The organism is Carnobacterium sp. CS13, from assembly GCF_016653495.1.
Taxonomy (GTDB): domain Bacteria; phylum Bacillota; class Bacilli; order Lactobacillales; family Carnobacteriaceae; genus Carnobacterium_A; species Carnobacterium_A antarcticum.
On record NZ_CP067364.1, the window covers coordinates 1,587,695 to 1,604,835 of the forward strand.

Consider the following 17,141-nt stretch of genomic DNA (forward strand, 5'->3'; position numbering starts at 1 on the left):
ATTTTTTATTCCATTACCACTTTAAAATTATCATTGGTTTCAGCAAGAATAACTGGATGCTCAACTAAATAATCTGCAATCAATTCGGTCATGTCTTTTTGAACTTCTTTTATAATTTTATCTGCGCTATACATGCCATAGTTTCCACCGCCGACAGCCCGGTATTGATTGGCCGTTACATCAAACCAGTCTGCTGCATGAACCGGTTCTCCTTTGTACAATAAGGTTGTGATCCGTTCTCCAATCGGTCGTTTCACATTGATCGTGTATTCAATGCCTTCATACATATCATAATTGTAATACTGTGGTTTAGGTTCGATAAACTGCGGATTGATCCCAATCGTTCCATCTGTTTCTGCTTGGAAAAAGGCAGCTGATTGCTCCAAGGCTGCTTTTAAATCCTCTCCTGAGATGCGCAAGACTGCTAGTGTGTTCGGATAAATATAATTGGTCACGACATCGCGCATCGTAATGATCGAGCCAAATCCTTTTCCTTCATTATTGAATAACGCCGTTCCGGAAATATCGGTTCCAGTCGCATCCATTTGAACTTTCTGGATAAATTCCACATAAGGGTGTTCCTTCAAACGAGCTTTGTCGGCATCTTGAATGGTCATATCGCCTTCTACTTTGCCTAAAGGCTGGTCCAGCCACTCTTCTACTTCTTCAGACAATTCTGCTAAAGAAGATAATACGGCTGCATCCGGGATTGCGTTGCCGGTTTCTAGTAATTGCGCTTCGCTGTCGGTTACCACATAAGTCCCTTGAGTATTTTGATCAAGAGTTAAGGTGATCTCTCCGACGTATTCTCCGCGGAAGCCAGGTTGAATGATTGGAACACCGTTTAATTTAGTCGCAATCACACGGTGTTGGTGTCCCGTGATTAACGCATCGATTCCTGCCACTTGCGTCACTAGCTCATAACCTTCGTTTTCACCAGTCAAAGCTTCAGTCGGCTCTCCAGTCTTCAGCTCTTTTTCAAATCCGCCATGGTAACTCACCACGACCACATCTGCCAACTCTCTTAATTTAGGAACGTACTCTTTTGCGGTGTCTACAATACTCTTAAAGGTTAACCCTTGGATATGAGTTGGGTGTTCCCAATTCGGAATATACTGAGTCGTCATGCCTAAAACGGCAACTTTAACTCCGTCTTTTTCAAAAATTTCATATGCTTTTCCAAATGCCGGCTCCCCTTGTTCATTGACGATGTTGGCTGCTAGAATCGGGTGTTTAGCTGCGGCAATAGCTTGCTGCAGATAGTCTTTCCCATAGTTGAATTCATGATTGCCTAATACAGCAGCATCGTAATCGATCAAATTCAAAACATTTACTAAATCAGAAGGATCATTCGGCGTTTTGCGTCTGGCAATATAATAACTTAACGGTGAGCCTTGGATAAAATCACCGTTTTCAATCGTCAGCACTGGCCCATTCGCAGCGGATTTTTTTTCTTTGATAATGGTTGCAACTTTTGATGTACCAAAAGGCATATCTTGTTCTTTAGCACCGAAGTTACTTGGTTTGATATAACCGTGCATATCACTAGTCGCTAAAATCGTTAGTTTCATTTTAGTAGTTCCTTTCATAACATCCTCTTTATTTTAAAGAAGGCCAAACAAGAAAGCGTGCTTCTTGTCTGGCCTTTTGCTTGAGACAAACACACTGCTTTTTGTCAGTAGCTCGTCCCGGTTTTTAAATAGTTGCTTAAATTAACTTCAGATGTCTAGCAGTCCAGCTAAAACATCCTCGCAATTAGACTAATTTTTTTCTTAAAGCTCCAGAAAGGAAATCGATCAGTGTAACCATGACAATGATTCCAATCAGAATGATACCGACACGATCCCATGAACGGGCATCGATCGCAAAGATCATTGGAGTTCCGATTCCGCCGGCTCCTACGATCCCTAAAATAGATGCTGAACGAACCGCTAATTCGAAACGGTAAAGCGTATAAGAAATAAATTCAGGAACCAATTGCGGCAATGTTGCAAAAAACAACACATCGATTTTGTTTCCGCCCGCACTGATGATCGATTCCGATGGTCCTTGATCCATATTTTCAATGGCTTCACTATATAATTTAGCTAACATCCCGATGGAATGGATACTAACGGCCAAGACACCCGCAAACGACCCCGGTCCAACGGTTTTGATAAACATAATGGCCAGAACGATTTCCGGAAAAGTCCGAATAGCGGTTAGAACGAATTTACCTGTCGTTGAAACAAACCGTTTGTTTTTCTTATTGCGCGCTGCCCAGAAAGCAAACGGCAAACTTAAAACAGCTGATATAAAGGTTCCTAAAAACGCGATCGCAATCGTTTCAATCAATAAACTGACCAAATCTTCGCCGTCGCCCATATACACGTAACTCCAGTCAGGATGGATCAAGCCGCTAAAAATAGCTTTGGATACACTGCCGGCAGTATCTTTAATGCCGCCAAATGGAATCCCTGCAAAAGCCCAAACATAGATTGCGACCAAAATAAGGACGATCAGAATCGTTTTGTACCTATTTTTCTTTGGTTGAGTTGGTAGCATTATAGTAATCTCTCCCTTAGTTTGTTACTGATGGCATCGATGACCAGCACCACCAAGAAAATCACAATAACAATGACAGCTGTTCTATCGTATCTGAATTGGCTCAGTGACCGTTGCAAGAAAATACCGATCCCGCCGGCTCCGATATACCCTAAAACTGTCGAAGCTCGGACGTTGATCTCAAAACAGTACAAGAAATAACTGAAAAAGTGACTGCTGACTTGCGGAAAAATAGCGTACCGAATGATCTGCATTTTATTTGCACCGGAAGCCGTTAACGCTTCGACCGGTCCTTCATCGATCGTTTCGATCGCTTCATAAAATAATTTTGAGATCATTCCGAAAGAAAAGACGGATAAGGTAATAACACCGGCAACCGGTCCGATTCCTACGATCGCTACGAATACGGCAGCCAACATTAAGTCGGGAACTGTCCGTACGATATTCAAAACGAACCGTAGAACACCATTGATCACTGGATTTTTAACGATATTTCGAGCAGCTACTAAAGAAAACGGTAAAGCAACCAACGCTCCAAAAGTTGTTCCAATAATCGCCATTTGAATAGTTTCTAATAAAGGCTGAATGACAATGCTTATGTAACTCCAATCTGGTGAAGCCATTTGTTTCAAAATAACGGTCATTTGCTTCATATTGCCAAATAAACGCCCCATTTGCACTCCAGAAAGATCCGCACTGTAAAGAAAAATAAGTACAAATAAAATAGCCCAAATCAGATTTTTTACTTTGCTTTTTCCTTTGGGCAAGGCTGAAGAATGGGACTTCATACAGTAACCCCCTCAGGTTTAGGCTCTTCCAGAATTTTTTCACCATAGATGCCGCGTAACGTTTCATCTGTGGCTTTTGCTACTGGACCATCAAAGACAACTTCTCCATCACGTAACCCAATAATTCTTGTGCCGTATTGGCGGGCTAAATCAACCGAGTGCAAGTTCACGACAATCGTTATGCCCAATTCGTGATTGATTCGCAATAAATCGTCCATCACTTTTTCTGTTGTGATCGGGTCTAATGAGGCTACCGGTTCATCAGCTAAAATAATTTTAGGTTCTTGCGTCAACGCGCGAGCAATCGAGACCCGTTGTTGCTGTCCGCCAGACAATTCATCAGCACGTGTATAGACTTTTTCTGCCAAATTGACGCGCTGCAATGCTTCATAAGCGAGTTGTTTGTCTTCTTTTGGAAATAACCCAAACATCGTTTTAAGCGTCGAATGATAAGCTACACGACCGGATAAAACGTTTCGCAACACCGTTGACCGTTTGACCAAGTTGAAGCTTTGAAAAATCATGCCGATATCTCGGCGAATCAAGCGCAATTCTTTGCCTTTTGCCTTTGTGATCGATTTTCCATCGATTTGAATATCTCCGGAAGTAATTTCGTGCAGACGGTTGATGGCCCGCAGCATCGTACTTTTTCCCGCACCAGACAAGCCGACGACTATCACGAATTCTCCTTGTTTGATATCAATGTTTAAGTCCTTTAGTCCTTGGACTCCGTTCGGATAGATTTTGCTTACATTTTGAAAAGAAATAATCGATGCTTTTTTATCGACAATGGGTCCCATTTTTCTTCTCCTCCAATTTCTTTAATATCATACAAATAATTTGTCTTCTATAGTGTAAAGTATCCCCGCTTTTTTTACTAGAACTATTGGGCAGTAACAGAATGAAAAAAGGTTATCCTCGGATTTAACCAAAGATAACCTTTTTCAATCCATTTACTAAAGGCAGAGAACATCTCATTGTAAAAATATGGTGCTTCTATTGTCCAACTTCTTTAGCGTATTCTCTTACAATATCAAAATTGCTGTCATCTGATACGACATATCCTTCATGAGAATAGATATCAGAAATAATTTGTCTGCCTTCTTCAGATGCTCCGATAGCAATAAAAGCATCTTGGATTTTTTTATTCCATTCCGGACTCATATCTGCACGAGCTGTGATCGTGTCATTTGGAATCGGTTCAGTAATGTACATCGGTTCAACTTTTTCAAAAATATCCGGAACGTCTTTCACTACGTTGTTGCGGGCATCTTCAAAGACAAACGCTGCATCGACATCGCCGTTCAATACGGATAGAATGGCTTGGTCATGTCCTTTTACTTGTACAGTTGTAATGTCGCTGTTTTCAATATCCACGCCGGCTTTTTTCATTTCAGCTGCTGGCCAAACATAACCTGCTGAAGACGTTACGTCTTGTGTTGCAATGGTTTTGCCTTTTAAGTCTTCTAAATTTTTAATATCGCTGCCTGTTTTTACCACGATCATTGAGCTGTAAGAATCAACTAACTCCTCCGTTGGTTTTCCGCCTGGTTGTTCAACACCATAGCGTTGCGCTTGTAACAATACTTTTGCATCGCTTTGTTCATTGGCTAATACATAAGCATTTGGAGGTAAGAATCCAATATCGATTTGTTCTGAAGACATCGCTTCAATAATGGTATTGTAATCAGTAGAAACACTTACTTCAACCGGAATGTCTAATTCCGCTTCCAGTAAATCTTCTAACGGTTTTGCTTTAGCTTCAAGCGTTTCTGCTGCTTGAGAAGGAACAAACTGAACTTTCAATGTTTTAGGCACATACCCTTCATCTGTCTGGGTACCCTCACTGCTGTCCGAACCTCCGCCACATGCTGCTAACGTAGCCGTCACTGCCAAACTTAAACCGAATAAAACAAACTTTTTCATGTTTTTCATTTTACTGATTTTCCTCCCTAAAAGAGCTAATATGTAACCCAAAAGCAGCAAACCCACTCTTAAGTCCTTTATCAGTATAAATGTTATTTTATGAATTATCAATACCCTGTCAACGCTTTTACATTAAATTTACAACTATGATACGAATAATCAACATTATAAAAACACATATGTTCGTTTTTTATGAAACGAACTTTTAGGAAAAACAGCTGGATCAAGGTCTTTATCTTTTCTAGTCTAGTGATCGTCTAGTATTGAAAATGAAAAGGTATCGAATCAGTTTTTACACTGATTCGATACCTTTGCTGCTTTTTTATTTTATTCGTTAACTTCTTTACTCTACTTCAAAAATGTCTTCAACGACTCGTTCAACGTAACGCGCTCCGACTACGGATGCGTATAAGTTGACTCCTTCGTTTTCAAATAAATCCAAAGCAATGATGTCGTCCATCGCTTTTTGTGCATCGATAGATGTTAAATCCAAAATCGGATCCTGCACGCTCATTGTTTTTGCTTTGCCTAAACTGGTATTGAATCTTAATTCTAGTGTTTTTGCCATTGTAATTCTCCTCCTTTGAGTTAGTTTAATTTGATAAAAAAATTATCCATTGAATCCTGTGCCTAGTCTTTGATGTTAAACAGCTTGTACACTTTGTTAACGGTTGTAACGGTATTCTTCAACCACTACTGTATAAGAAGCCGGCATGATGGTTAATGCTTCTACAGCGCTGGTAAAGCCTTCTACTTGTTCTGGTGTTACCCCTTGAATTGTATCTGAGTAATTGCGTTTAATGAACTTTTCATTAGCAGCATCCTCGAAGTAAATAGCAACCGCGCCTTTATTCCATTCTTTTTCCATGATGAATCCCTCCTGTTTTAATAGTTTGTAAGGTTTGTCATGACTGCTTACACCAGTAATAACGAATATGCCCTTTGGTGTGTTACCTCATTCTTTTAAAAAGACTAAAAAGTGCTCAAGTTTTTTGTGAATGTTTTTCTTCCATTGGTAAATGGTCTTACGACTGACTTGGTTTTTCTGGGCAATCTCCGTGACGGATAATAGATGGACGACCGCATCAATCAAATACCCTTGCTCTTTAGTCGTCAACAATGGCAGCATGTCTTTAAACAGTTCCATTTCCAGCCAATCCGCTTCAAATTGTGTCGGAGTATCAGGGTAATTCTCTTCCATAAACTCTGGCCAAGCCGATTCGTTCTGAGTAACCCGTTTTTGTTTTTTCCGGATATCCCGAATGTGCCATTGGATTTTTCTAAACGCAAAACCTCCAAATGGATACATATGATCCGGGTCTTCTGGGTCTTGCGGAAACGTTTCATAGGCTTCAACTAGTTTTAACAGACCTTGCTGCACATAATCATCATAATCAGGATACGAACGAAGCACGCCTTCTTTTTTCAACGCACCAAATACGATACCGGAATGCCGTTCAAAAAATGCGGCTTCCTTTTCTACTGCCAATTTCCTCAGCATATGGATCATTCCTTAAAAGAGTGTTACAAGGCCTTGTACACGTATAGAATAACCGAAAGATGCTTGTTTCGACAAAAGCCTAAACACAGCTGAAAAGACAGCAAAAAGGAAAAACAGAACCAGTATGCTGGCAAATCGTTCCAGTTTGCATCAAACTCTTTCATTTTCATAAAAAAACAGCTCATAGCAACGAATACTTCTCTCTAAAAAGAGCAAACGATTAAAAAACGGTAATAATTTAATGATAATTAAAAAACAGCTGATTTTTAAATTGAAATCGGTTACAATCTAAGCATGTTAACTTTTTAACAAAAAAATGATTAGAAATGAGGAACGAGTATGATAGTAGATTTTCAGAAACAACAGGCATTGAAATACTTTGGAAAGGGAAAAAACGTCTATGAAAAGATAAAACACAACCAATCAAATAGCCTGGGTACACATCCTGAAAAAAAGTGTCGCTTCTATGAAGAATCGTCTTCCTATGATTTCTCTGCCCAGCAAAGACTAATCGAACCTTTAATGATCGCAGAGCAGAATATTCAAATCCTGCTCGATATTAGTTTTGAACACCATTGTATCTTGCCAGACCATGAAACCTTTTATGTAATGGATATTAGTCGCTTTTCCGCATCGCCATTCAATACAGTAGTATTTCAGCTAAACCAAGCACCACTAAAGACAATCGAGTATTCCCACACTGTTATGGATCGTTACTTTGAACACAAAGGAATTCCCTATGATTATATCCGTCTCCTTGGGAACAGCATCGGTATCAAAAAGTGTTGTCCTTATGTATTAGGCGAAGAAATCTTTGTACCTGAAAAAGGTGCCCTCTCTTCTGACTTGAATACGAGTTGGTATGGGTTGCACCACGTTTTACGCAGTGAGAAAAACACCAAAGACGGTTTGACTTATTTGGTCTGCCGCAACCACCATCGCTTAGTGCTGCCTATAGGAAAGCGCAGTTATGAAAAACAGGTGAATCGAGCAGCCAATCTTTCTTACATTCAGCAGCTTTTTATCAATCGTATGATGCATTCTTTTGATTTGACTGTCTATTCTACTCCTGAAAAAGAACGAAACGTGGTTCAACAAAGACTGCAGCTTTATGCGACGAATTTCCCAGATTGCTTTACCTTTCAAGATTATTTTGATTACTTAAATTATTTTAAAACACATGAACAGTTAGTTTTAATATTTGGCGACGGAGATCCCTATATCGAAGAAATCATGGATTCCTTTAAACTGCCGCCTTTCCCCTTCAAATTTTGATTTGGAGAAGGCACTAAACTGAACCTCTCATCTCTTTGAGATGCAAAAAATAAAGCAACAAAAGAGGGAATGTCTCCGCCTTTCGTTGCTTTTACTGTTTTAAAGATCTGCTGCTTGTCTAATAAACCATTGTTTGATAGTGTTTTCCCTTTAAACTTTCTTTGATCAGTACTTGATGTGCAAGAGCTTGTTTGCTTTCCGATACCTCTGAAGTTAATTCACCCATTTTCAAACACGTTTGATAGAAATTTTCTGCTTCCTCTTCTGTATCAAACACATAAGTATGTGCCAATTCTTGGCTTTCTGCATAATGCAGCACCACTTCTTTTCCTTCTACATACCCGCTGAAATAACCTGAAAAAACGTCTTGATTTTCCATTCTATTCCTCCCTGTTTTCTATTTTTTAGATGTATGTGAATAAATTTCATAAGGCTTTTATTTTTAAGCGGTTACATTATCAACAAAAAGCTCTAAAAATCTATCCGCTTTTATGATACCGCTTATTTCCTAAATACACTAGGGATTATTTTCGTTTATTAAAAAAGGTTAATCTGAGATAAGTCGACGACCGTTTTAAATGTATTATCTTGATATAATAAAGGAGTAGAAAGTTAAGACGGTGGCTATCTTTGAAAGGTGGTGGTGCTTATGGAAATAAGTGCTGAAATCTTAGAAAGGAGAAGCCTTTTGTCAGTGGCAGAATCTTTACAATTCATGATTGGTTTTGGAAGTCTTTTGATTTCCTTAATTAGTCTAGTAGTTGTTCTGATAACGCAAAATAACGACAAAAAAATAACCGTCTATTAATATAGTGACGCCAACGAAAACGGGACAAACTACCGCTAAAAAGCAATGTGTTAGTCCCGAAAGCATAAAAACAGAAAAAATCATTTTATTAACTATGCATTTTCTCCAGAGCCAAGTTTTTTTCTCTTTTTAAAAGGTTCAATCTTTCTCTTCCACTGTATATAGCTTCCCGTTAAAATCAACGATTACTAATTCTCCATCTTGAGTTACGCCAAATGACGAAATCATCAAATCCGTATCCGCCAATTCTACGTTTTTACCTTCAGTTGCTTCATCGGGCTTCCATAACGCCCAAACCTTACCAGAAACAAAATCGCCATAGATATAGCTGCCGGTTAAACTTGGATTTTCTTTGCCAGGATAAACATACCCACCAGTGATGGACTGTCCTTCTGCATGGTCGTACTCAAAAATAGGATCTCTTAATTCAGTTGGATTTACAGTTCCAGCTGGGTTAAATTCATTGGTTCCTTCTTTCAAATTCCATCCATAGTTCAGCCCATTTTCAATCCAATCGATTTCTTCAATGGTATTTTCACCGACATCTGCTAACCAAAGCCGATCCTTTTCCGTATCGAAACTAAAACGCCATGGATTCCGTAAGCCATAAGCATAGATTTCTTCGCGGTAGTCGTCTGTATTGGCTGTAAAGGGATTATCTGCCGGTATCCCGTAAGCTTGCCCATTATTGGATTGATCAACATCGATGCGCAGCAATTTGCCATAGAGTTCGTTTAAGTCTTGCGCGTTTCCTTCTGGATCGCCGCTTCCTCCACCGTCGCCAACGCCAATATACAAATAACCTTCTGGACCAAATGCTAAATGCCCGCCATTATGATTGGCATAAGGTTGTGGAAAGGTCAACACAGTCGATTCCGTTTCCATCTTTACTTCAAGCGTTTCTGGATCTGCCTCAAATCTAGCAATCACTGTGCCGTCCTTGGAAGTATAATTCACAAAAAAATAACCGTTTTGCTCAAATTCGGGATGAAACGCCAGACCTAAAAGGCCCATTTCATTTCCTTCCATACTGATTTTACTGCTTAAATCAATAAAGGTAGTTGTTTCTTTAGTATCCATTTTGTTTTCAAAATAACGGATCTTTCCCGTTCGTTCCACTACAAAAGCTGTATTGTCTTGATGTCTTGATCATTGATAGTTGTGTAATACAACGGCTCTTCAAACATCAAATTCGGATAAGCCTCTACCACTTCGACATTTGCTGGTTCAAATTCTTTTTCTGTTGCCTCTTCTGATTCCGCATTTTCTGAACTAGACACTTCCGTTTGAGATGCAGAGGATTCGGTTTGAGGACTCTCTTGCGTTTCGTCCATACGAGAACAAGCCATCAACACTAAAGGAACTAGTAATAGCCATTTTTTCATCTTTTTCATAGAGTTATTTCAATGAATAACCCTATGCACTCCTTTCTCTTTTAGGGAAATAGGGACGGAGAATCTTCGTAAAGGGCTTTGTCACAACTAAACGGGTAACGTTTTCTATTAATGCTACTATACCAAATGCCATTTTTCCATTCAACTAAATGACCTAGACAATAATCCACCTTAAACTTGTAGAACACATCAAAAAAGACCTTCATAAGATTGAAGGCCTTTCGATTAATTTATCTACCATTAAAGATTTAATGAGCGTCTTTAAACTGACTTAAGGACAGTTCAGCAGGTTTTTGCTTCTCAAAAACCGTAACTGTTGAAACGCCGTGTTTCTCTAATAACGCAATGGCATCATCAAAATGAAAGCCGTAATACGCAATAGAGTGAGCATCTGATCCTAAAGAAAAAGAGTTTCCACCCAATTCCAGATACCAGCTAATCATTTGTTCATAGAGATCCACATTGCCGTATTGGTACATGCTGCGCGTATTCAATTCAAAAGCCATATTTTTATCGATGACTGTTTGTAAAACCTTTTTCAATATTGATTGATGCTCTTGCAACTCTTCTACTGAAACTTCAAATAAACGGATGCCGTAGTCAAAGTGGCTCAGTACATTAGCTGTTGGAAAATTCTCCACTGCTTTTAACAACAAAGGGAAGTATTCGTTCATCACATCTTGAACTTCTTTTTCTTTGACGATAGGCTGCAGGAAATCGTATTCTCCATTTTGGTGCACACTCAACAGCTGCACATCAAAGTCTTTTTCGTTTAAATAGTCTTGAATTTTCTGGTGAGAATCTTTGGTGTACCCTATTTCAATGCCTTTGCGAATCCGATTATTGTACTGTGCATTTAGTTCATCGATGGTTTTGCTGTATTTTTCATAATCCAGTATGGTGTCTTTTCCGCTGAAAGGATCATTGAAGTCCAAATGCTCCGTCGTCACAATAGGACCAGATGTCTGTTTTAAATATTCCTCAAACACTTCAGACGCGTCCGGTGAGAAATAAGTGTGCATATGCTGATCGTATATAGCCATGAATTATTCTCCTCCACTTCAAATTAAAAAGCAGACACGTATCTGCCCTTATTAATGACCTTACCGGTATTTTGATTAAACTTCAAGGCAATTGCGCTTTTCAATACTCAAATGAACGTCTTCTCCAACTTTAAATAAGTTAAACGAGCGGTACAATTCATCTACCCGCAAATTTATTCCCGAACAATCGACATAGTAACTTAATATATTGCCGCTGGTCGATTGATCCACTATTTTCCCGTGTAGGGCATAGCGTTCCTCATCCGGCTCAAAAGGCATTTTAGAGGAATCGATCACTTCTGGCCGAATGGCTATGCTGGCCCCATTTGTTCTTCCGGAAAACTGTTTGAATTGTTCAGGTTCCAAAAGATTATAATTGCCCATAAAAGAAGCGACAAAATGGGTTTTGGGGTGCGTATAAATATCGGTCGGCTTGCCAGACTGTTCCACTTTACCTTGGTTCATAACATGAACCACATCAGATAGGATCATGGCTTCGTCTTGATCATGTGTGACAAAAATCGTTGTAATGTTCAGTTCTTTTTGAATGCGGCGGATCTGTTTTTGCAAACTTTTGCGCAATTGGGCATCAATAGCCGATAACGGTTCATCCAGCAGCAAAACTTTCGGCTCATTAACGATCGCACGCGCCAAAGCCACCCGTTGTTTTTGTCCACCAGACAATTCTTTCGGGTATTTTTTCTCTTTCCCTTTCAAATCTACGATGTCAATCATCCGCGCTACTTTTTCTTTGATGCTCGCTTTCGCTTGTTTTTGCATTTTTAAGCCAAAAGCAATATTTTCTTCGATCGTCATATTGGGAAAAAGCGAATATTGTTGAAAAACCATGCCAATCTCACGCTTACCGGGCGGCAAATTGGTGATGTCTTTGCCATTGATGGTGATCGTGCCGCTGTCCAAGCTTTCAAAACCGGCTAATGAACGAAGCAGCGTAGACTTTCCGCAACCAGAAGGCCCTAGCAAGGTAACCAAATGGCCTTCTTCTACCGATAAAGATAAGTCTTTTAAAACTAAATTTTCTCCATCATACGATTTTTGAATATTTTTAAACTCGATATAACTCATGCTTTGCTCTCTCCTTTTCTGCAGAACTGCCAATTTTCACCGCTTTAACGGCTTGTTTTTGTTTAGCTGATTTTCGTTTGGTTTTTGTGTCTTTATTCAATTGATTCACGCCAAAAGACAACCCAAGCATCACGAGGAACATGATCACTGAAACCGCACTGGCTGCATGTCCGGATGATCCTCGGATTTCATTCAAGTAGATCCCCATTGTTTTGTAGTAGCTTCCTGCTAAAATATTGACCAATACAAAGTCTCCGAATAAAATTCCTATGGACAACAACATAGTTGCGAATAATCCTTTCATCATGCTGGGAACCACAATTCTAAAATAAGCATAGACTTTGTTGGCTCCTAGAATTTCCGCAGCTTCCAAAATTGGCAGCACTTCAATCGTTAACAAGGCGTTCTTGATGCCTTGATACATGTACGGCAAGATAATGATGCAATACGCGCAAATGAGCAGCAAAATCCGGTTGGATAAAATCCCTCCTCCACCGGTATACAGCGAAAGAATACTGACCGCTAATATCACACCTTGGATCCCATAAGGTATTTTCGATAAAATATCTAAGTACTTATCTAACTTAGGAAAGTAAACTTGCACGGCGTACATCGCTAAAAGCAATAGCACTAGTAAAATCACCGTCGGCACCACCGCAATCACTACTGTCCGCAGCAATACCGGCAGCAGCTGATTGTCGCCCGCAAACAATTCAGCGTAAAATGATAACGTGAATCCTTTTGGAACGATGCTCGTAAAGTCTCTGAAGAGGGAGTTTAAAAGAGTTCCAATCAGCGGCAAGACTAGAACAAATGAGAGGATAAACAGGATCGCATTGCTGACCCATGGATGTTTTTTTTGCATACTAGCCTTCCTTTCGCATTTTTTTCAATAAATTGGTGCTGATGACCGTCATCACGCTCATTAAAAGCAATAAGATCACCGACAGCGCACTGCCCAGTTCAACTTGCTGAACAACGTCTCCCGTAAACATAGCCGAAATTCGAATCGGCAAAAGAGCGTAGTTATTGCCCATCAAAGCATACGGTGTAGCGTAAGCGGCTAATGCATTTGAAAAGAGTACGGAAAAGGTTCCAAATATGCTCGGCAAAACAATCGGAATGCCCACACGCATCCAAAAGCTGAATTGAGAAGCATTCAGCAGCATAGCGGCTTCTTTGTATTCTTGGTGAATCGCATCAAATGACGGATACATCAGCAATGTGGCCAGTGGAATTTGAAAATAAACAAACGACAGCAGAATGCCCGTGCTGGAATACACATCGAAGTTTGCTAAAAAATCAACGCCCATTTGCTGTCCGATCAATACCAATACTCCAGCATTTCCCAGCAATATAATAAACGCAAAAGCCAATTGGATGCCTTGAAAATTTGACGTCATATTGATGAGGTTGATAAAAAACCGTTTCACTTTTGGTGTCGCATGGTGGATAGCGTAAGCCCCCAGAACAGCAACCACTAAGCCGATCAGCGAAGAAAAGACAGCGATCATTAAACTGTTGCGAATGGACATCATGTAATAGTCGCTGGCGAAAATACTCGTAAAGTGATCCAGCGTAAAGCCGCTGGTTCCAATGGGCGAAACGCTGTTGATCACAATGCTCAGCAATGGCAAAAGTTCAAACAACACGATCAGTACCATAAACGGCAGTAAAAACAATAAATAGGTTAAATTTGTTTTTTTGACGGTCACAACATTCTTCCCCCTTAAATAAATGTCAACTCCTGCATCGCGGCGCTTTTCCCAATGCCCAATAAGTGACACAGCAGCGGAGCCATTTGCAATTGAGGCACAACTGTTTCTCGGTAATCGCCAGCAGCGACTTGTTCAGAAAAGAGATACAACGGAACCTTTCTCTCGTCATCTGTTATGCCATTGTGAGTACAGTATTCATTCATGCCATGATCGGCCGTCACAACGACTTGATACCCTTTATCGAGCCAATCCATCAGATAATTGGACAAGATGGCATCTATCGTGACAGCTGCCTGGACATACTCTTTGCTTTGCGAACCGAACTTGTGCCCGATATCATCAATATTCATCGAATGGATCAGTGTATAATCGGTTTGCTTCTCGCGGATCAAATACGCACCATCCGCCATCAAATGATTGTCCGGGTAATGGTCTTCAAAATAAAACAACCCGTTTTGAATGGCGTGTTCCGTATCCAGTTGAATGCGGTCGGTCAGTGGATCAAACGGAGCTTTATTGTACAGTTCGCTTACCCAATGGTAGCTGGCAGCTCCAGTCTGCAACCCTGCTGCTTTTGCCAATTGAAACACACTGGCTTCTTTCGAACGTTTTACCGTTCCATTCGACACAATGCCATTCAGATATGTCGGCACTCCCGTTTGAATAACTTCATACAGCGGTCTAGATTGTGCCGGCAATTCTGCTTTTACCGTATACGCGGCACACTGCTTGTTTTCAATTAAATGTTCCAGAAAACCCATGTACGTATGAGCTGTTCTGGCATTTAATCCATCTAATACGATTAAAATCACTTTGTTCATTTCTTTACACCCCCAAACCGATTGATTAGTTGATTTTTGTTAAAACTTCTTCTTGCCATGTTTGGCCTAATCCAGCTGCTGCTTTATCCCAAGCCGCTGTGTCTTCAATTGGTTGGGCCGCTTCGTATTGATCAGCAGCGATCAATTTTTCTTGCACATCTGCCGGCAGTTCGACCGATTCACGAATCGGACGTGCATAACCTTTTGCTAAGTTGATTTGCCCTTCGTCCGATAAAATATATTCTCTCGCTAATGCTGCTGCATGAGGATTTGGCGCATAGGCATTGATAATAGTTGCATAGCCGCTTTGAACGGTACCATCTTGAGGAATCGTGACAGCAAAGGCTGCATCCGGGTTGCCAGCTTCAATAGAGTCGGCGTAATTCAAAGCATTAAAGTCCCAATAAATGCCCACTTCAATTTCGCCAGCCTCTAAACGAGCTAAATCAGTATCGCCCATGTCTAATCGGCCTTGACTCGCTAGTTCTGCGAAAAAGGCGATTCCTGGTTCAAGGTTGGTTTCATCTCCGCCATTCGCAATTGCTGCTGCTAAGACAGCATTTTGAGCCTGAGTAGCTGCATTTACATCGCCTATACTCACTTTGTAGTCACCTTCTAAAATATCCGCAAATGAGGTTGGTGCTTCTGCTACAGCATTTGTGTTAGTGATAAAAGAAATCGTTCCGGTATACCCAACTACCCAGTCGCCGTCATCGTCTTTCGCCCATTCTGGAATTTCATCCCAATAAGATGTTTTGTAAGGAGTTGTCACTCCCTTATCTTCCGCAATCGGGCCAAACGATTGTCCGACATCTCCGATATCTTTGGTTGGATTATCTTTTTCAGCTTCAAATAAGGCAATTTCTTCTGCAGAGCTCATATCCGTATCGGCTTGAGTGATGCCATAGCTTTCTTCGATTGCAGTCCATGTTTCGCCCCAATTCGCCCATGTATCCGGCATTCCAACAGATTGGAGTTTTCCTTCTTCTTTGGCTTTTGTCTCGATTTCTTCAGTCGTTAACGTATTTAAATCAACGGCTGCCGTTTCAGTTGCTTCACTTTCTGCTCCACAACCGGCCAGCAATGCTCCTGCTAATAAAGTTGACACTAATCCTTTTTTTAAATGATTCACGTTTTATTCCTCCTTAGTAGTGTTTACTGTTTGATGCTTTCGCATGGTGTTAAAAAGAGTTCGTCGCTTTGCTTTAGAGGCTGTGTTCCTTTCAACACCCAAAGCTTACCAAGTTCATGTGGATTTTAAATCAACTTCTTGTTAAACGTTTGTAAAAGACTGTCTCATTTGTAAAGTTTTTACTATCAAAAAAACCGTTTCTCAAAATGAGAAACGGTTACAAACGCTAGATAACAATAAATTTTTATGTAAACAAAAAGGCTGTCCTAAAATTGAAATAGGCAGCCTTATTTTAACTTATTTCTAAAAGTTCTCTCTTTTAATAAAGCATATTATGACTTTGAAAACTAGACGAGTAGAAAGCTCAGTTGTTAGACTGGCTCAGTTTTTCTTGTATTGTTTTTATATGTAATTGCTTTATTTTCTCATCAGCATGCATGAAGGGTTTAAGTACTTGAAAATATATTTTTATATCCTCTGAGGTTAACTTAGGCATAACATTAGTCAATTCTCTTCTTAAAGTGCGTTTTATTTGATTTTGCTTAATCACATGAACATTAGAACTCGTAACCGTAATTTTTTTTAATTCACAATTATTGCTAAATACAATTAATGAGTGTATCAATAAATCATCAGCAATACCTAATATTTCTTGTAAAGCTTTGATATGTCCTTTATTTTGCCAGATAGGGTTAAAAAACTTGAACTTTTTTTTATTTGAAAAGGTTTGTGTCCAATTACGATTTTTTTCATTTCCAAATATCCATCCACTATAATTTTTTGATTCTATAACGAAAAAACCAAGTTTCGTAATCATTAACAAATCGATTTCTGTTGTACTCCCATCTTCTTTAGGAATATAAAGATTCGTCAATAATAATTTTGTTCCTTTTATTTTTTCAAGCTTGCGGTATATGTTGTACTCTCCCATATTGCCTTTATTAAAAAATGTTTCCCAAAAAGTATGATTACTTGCACGTTGGTAATTAGAATTGTTGAAATCTATATAATTTTTTAAAATCACCATTCCAAATACCATACCATATATAATCAATAACATTACCATAAATCCTACCATTAAACTTGCATCCTCCATAGTTCTATA

20 protein-coding genes are annotated in these 17,141 nt (G+C 39.6%); 2 read left to right on the forward strand and 18 right to left on the reverse strand.

Going from position 1 to position 17,141, the window contains the following annotated elements:
- Window positions 1-5 precede the first annotated feature (5 nt).
- The 8 genes from JHE06_RS07595 to JHE06_RS07630 form a co-directional block, all read right to left on the reverse strand.
- Window positions 6-1,571 carry a bifunctional metallophosphatase/5'-nucleotidase gene (locus JHE06_RS07595; RefSeq protein WP_201089976.1) on the reverse strand — a complete coding sequence of 522 codons (1,566 nt, stop codon included), beginning with the start codon at window positions 1,569-1,571 and terminating at the stop codon, window positions 6-8.
- Window positions 1,572-1,755: 184 nt separating this feature from the next.
- Window positions 1,756-2,547 (reverse strand): phosphonate ABC transporter, permease protein PhnE, encoded by a 792-nt coding sequence (phnE, locus tag JHE06_RS07600; RefSeq protein ID WP_197408992.1) that lies wholly within the window; start codon window positions 2,545-2,547, stop codon window positions 1,756-1,758.
- Window positions 2,544-3,332 carry a phosphonate ABC transporter, permease protein PhnE gene (phnE, locus tag JHE06_RS07605; RefSeq protein WP_058918799.1) on the reverse strand — a complete coding sequence of 263 codons (789 nt, stop codon included), beginning with the start codon at window positions 3,330-3,332 and terminating at the stop codon, window positions 2,544-2,546. Before phnE (JHE06_RS07605) ends, phnE (JHE06_RS07600) begins: the two co-directional genes overlap by 4 nt.
- Window positions 3,329-4,132 carry a phosphonate ABC transporter ATP-binding protein gene (gene phnC / locus JHE06_RS07610; protein ID WP_201088383.1) on the reverse strand — a complete coding sequence of 268 codons (804 nt, stop codon included), beginning with the start codon at window positions 4,130-4,132 and terminating at the stop codon, window positions 3,329-3,331. The genes phnE (JHE06_RS07605) and phnC overlap by 4 nt, the downstream gene beginning before the upstream one ends.
- A gap of 196 nt (window positions 4,133-4,328) precedes the next feature.
- Complete coding sequence (phnD, locus tag JHE06_RS07615; protein WP_201088384.1) at window positions 4,329-5,267, reverse strand: phosphate/phosphite/phosphonate ABC transporter substrate-binding protein; 939 nt, start codon at window positions 5,265-5,267, stop codon at window positions 4,329-4,331.
- Window positions 5,268-5,601: 334 nt separating this feature from the next.
- Window positions 5,602-5,826, reverse strand: a complete 225-nt coding sequence (locus JHE06_RS07620) for a DUF2922 domain-containing protein (protein WP_058918806.1) — start codon at window positions 5,824-5,826, stop codon at window positions 5,602-5,604.
- Window positions 5,827-5,922: 96 nt separating this feature from the next.
- Complete coding sequence (locus JHE06_RS07625) at window positions 5,923-6,126, reverse strand: hypothetical protein (RefSeq protein ID WP_058918807.1); 204 nt, start codon at window positions 6,124-6,126, stop codon at window positions 5,923-5,925.
- Between the two features lie 87 nt (window positions 6,127-6,213).
- Window positions 6,214-6,759 carry a sigma-70 family RNA polymerase sigma factor gene (locus JHE06_RS07630; protein WP_201088385.1) on the reverse strand — a complete coding sequence of 182 codons (546 nt, stop codon included), beginning with the start codon at window positions 6,757-6,759 and terminating at the stop codon, window positions 6,214-6,216.
- A 339-nt stretch (window positions 6,760-7,098) separates the two neighbouring features.
- On the opposite strand from JHE06_RS07630, the gene JHE06_RS07635 reads away from it, so the two are divergent.
- A complete protein-coding gene (locus tag JHE06_RS07635) occupies window positions 7,099-8,034 on the forward strand; it encodes a competence protein ComK (RefSeq protein ID WP_201088386.1) in 936 nt (311 codons plus the stop codon).
- Between the two features lie 118 nt (window positions 8,035-8,152).
- Here the strand turns inward: JHE06_RS07635 and JHE06_RS07640 are convergent, their stop codons facing one another.
- Window positions 8,153-8,413, reverse strand: coding sequence for a hypothetical protein (locus tag JHE06_RS07640; protein ID WP_201088387.1), 261 nt, complete (start codon window positions 8,411-8,413; stop codon window positions 8,153-8,155).
- 336 nt (window positions 8,414-8,749) lie between these two features.
- On the opposite strand from JHE06_RS07640, the gene JHE06_RS12190 reads away from it, so the two are divergent.
- Window positions 8,750-8,842 (forward strand): putative holin-like toxin, encoded by a 93-nt coding sequence (locus JHE06_RS12190; RefSeq protein WP_236253568.1) that lies wholly within the window; start codon window positions 8,750-8,752, stop codon window positions 8,840-8,842.
- Window positions 8,843-8,980: 138 nt separating this feature from the next.
- On the opposite strand, the gene JHE06_RS07650 is transcribed toward JHE06_RS12190, so the two are convergent.
- The 9 genes from JHE06_RS07650 to JHE06_RS07690 form a co-directional block, all read right to left on the reverse strand.
- Window positions 8,981-9,961, reverse strand: coding sequence for a PQQ-dependent sugar dehydrogenase (locus tag JHE06_RS07650; protein ID WP_201088389.1), 981 nt, complete (start codon window positions 9,959-9,961; stop codon window positions 8,981-8,983).
- A complete protein-coding gene (locus JHE06_RS07655; protein ID WP_201088390.1) occupies window positions 9,961-10,236 on the reverse strand; it encodes a hypothetical protein in 276 nt (91 codons plus the stop codon). Before JHE06_RS07655 ends, JHE06_RS07650 begins: the two co-directional genes overlap by 1 nt.
- Window positions 10,237-10,484: 248 nt before the next feature.
- Entirely contained in the window at window positions 10,485-11,279 is a 795-nt protein-coding gene (locus JHE06_RS07660; protein WP_201088391.1) for a histidinol-phosphatase HisJ family protein, read from the reverse strand.
- A gap of 75 nt (window positions 11,280-11,354) precedes the next feature.
- The gene (locus JHE06_RS07665) at window positions 11,355-12,365 is read right to left on the reverse strand and encodes an ABC transporter ATP-binding protein (protein ID WP_201088392.1); all 1,011 of its coding nucleotides are present in this window, start codon (window positions 12,363-12,365) and stop codon (window positions 11,355-11,357) included.
- Window positions 12,346-13,230 carry an ABC transporter permease gene (locus JHE06_RS07670; RefSeq protein WP_201088393.1) on the reverse strand — a complete coding sequence of 295 codons (885 nt, stop codon included), beginning with the start codon at window positions 13,228-13,230 and terminating at the stop codon, window positions 12,346-12,348. The genes JHE06_RS07665 and JHE06_RS07670 overlap by 20 nt, the downstream gene beginning before the upstream one ends.
- Window position 13,231: 1 nt before the next feature.
- Complete coding sequence (locus JHE06_RS07675; protein WP_201088394.1) at window positions 13,232-14,080, reverse strand: ABC transporter permease; 849 nt, start codon at window positions 14,078-14,080, stop codon at window positions 13,232-13,234.
- A 14-nt stretch (window positions 14,081-14,094) separates the two neighbouring features.
- Window positions 14,095-14,904, reverse strand: a complete 810-nt coding sequence (locus JHE06_RS07680; RefSeq protein WP_201088395.1) for an alkaline phosphatase family protein — start codon at window positions 14,902-14,904, stop codon at window positions 14,095-14,097.
- A 25-nt stretch (window positions 14,905-14,929) separates the two neighbouring features.
- Window positions 14,930-16,036: an ABC transporter substrate-binding protein gene (locus tag JHE06_RS07685; protein ID WP_201088396.1), complete on the reverse strand. Its 1,107-nt coding sequence runs from the start codon at window positions 16,034-16,036 to the stop codon at window positions 14,930-14,932.
- A gap of 364 nt (window positions 16,037-16,400) precedes the next feature.
- Entirely contained in the window at window positions 16,401-17,114 is a 714-nt protein-coding gene (locus tag JHE06_RS07690; protein ID WP_231726767.1) for a nuclease-related domain-containing protein, read from the reverse strand.
- Window positions 17,115-17,141: the final 27 nt, after the last annotated feature.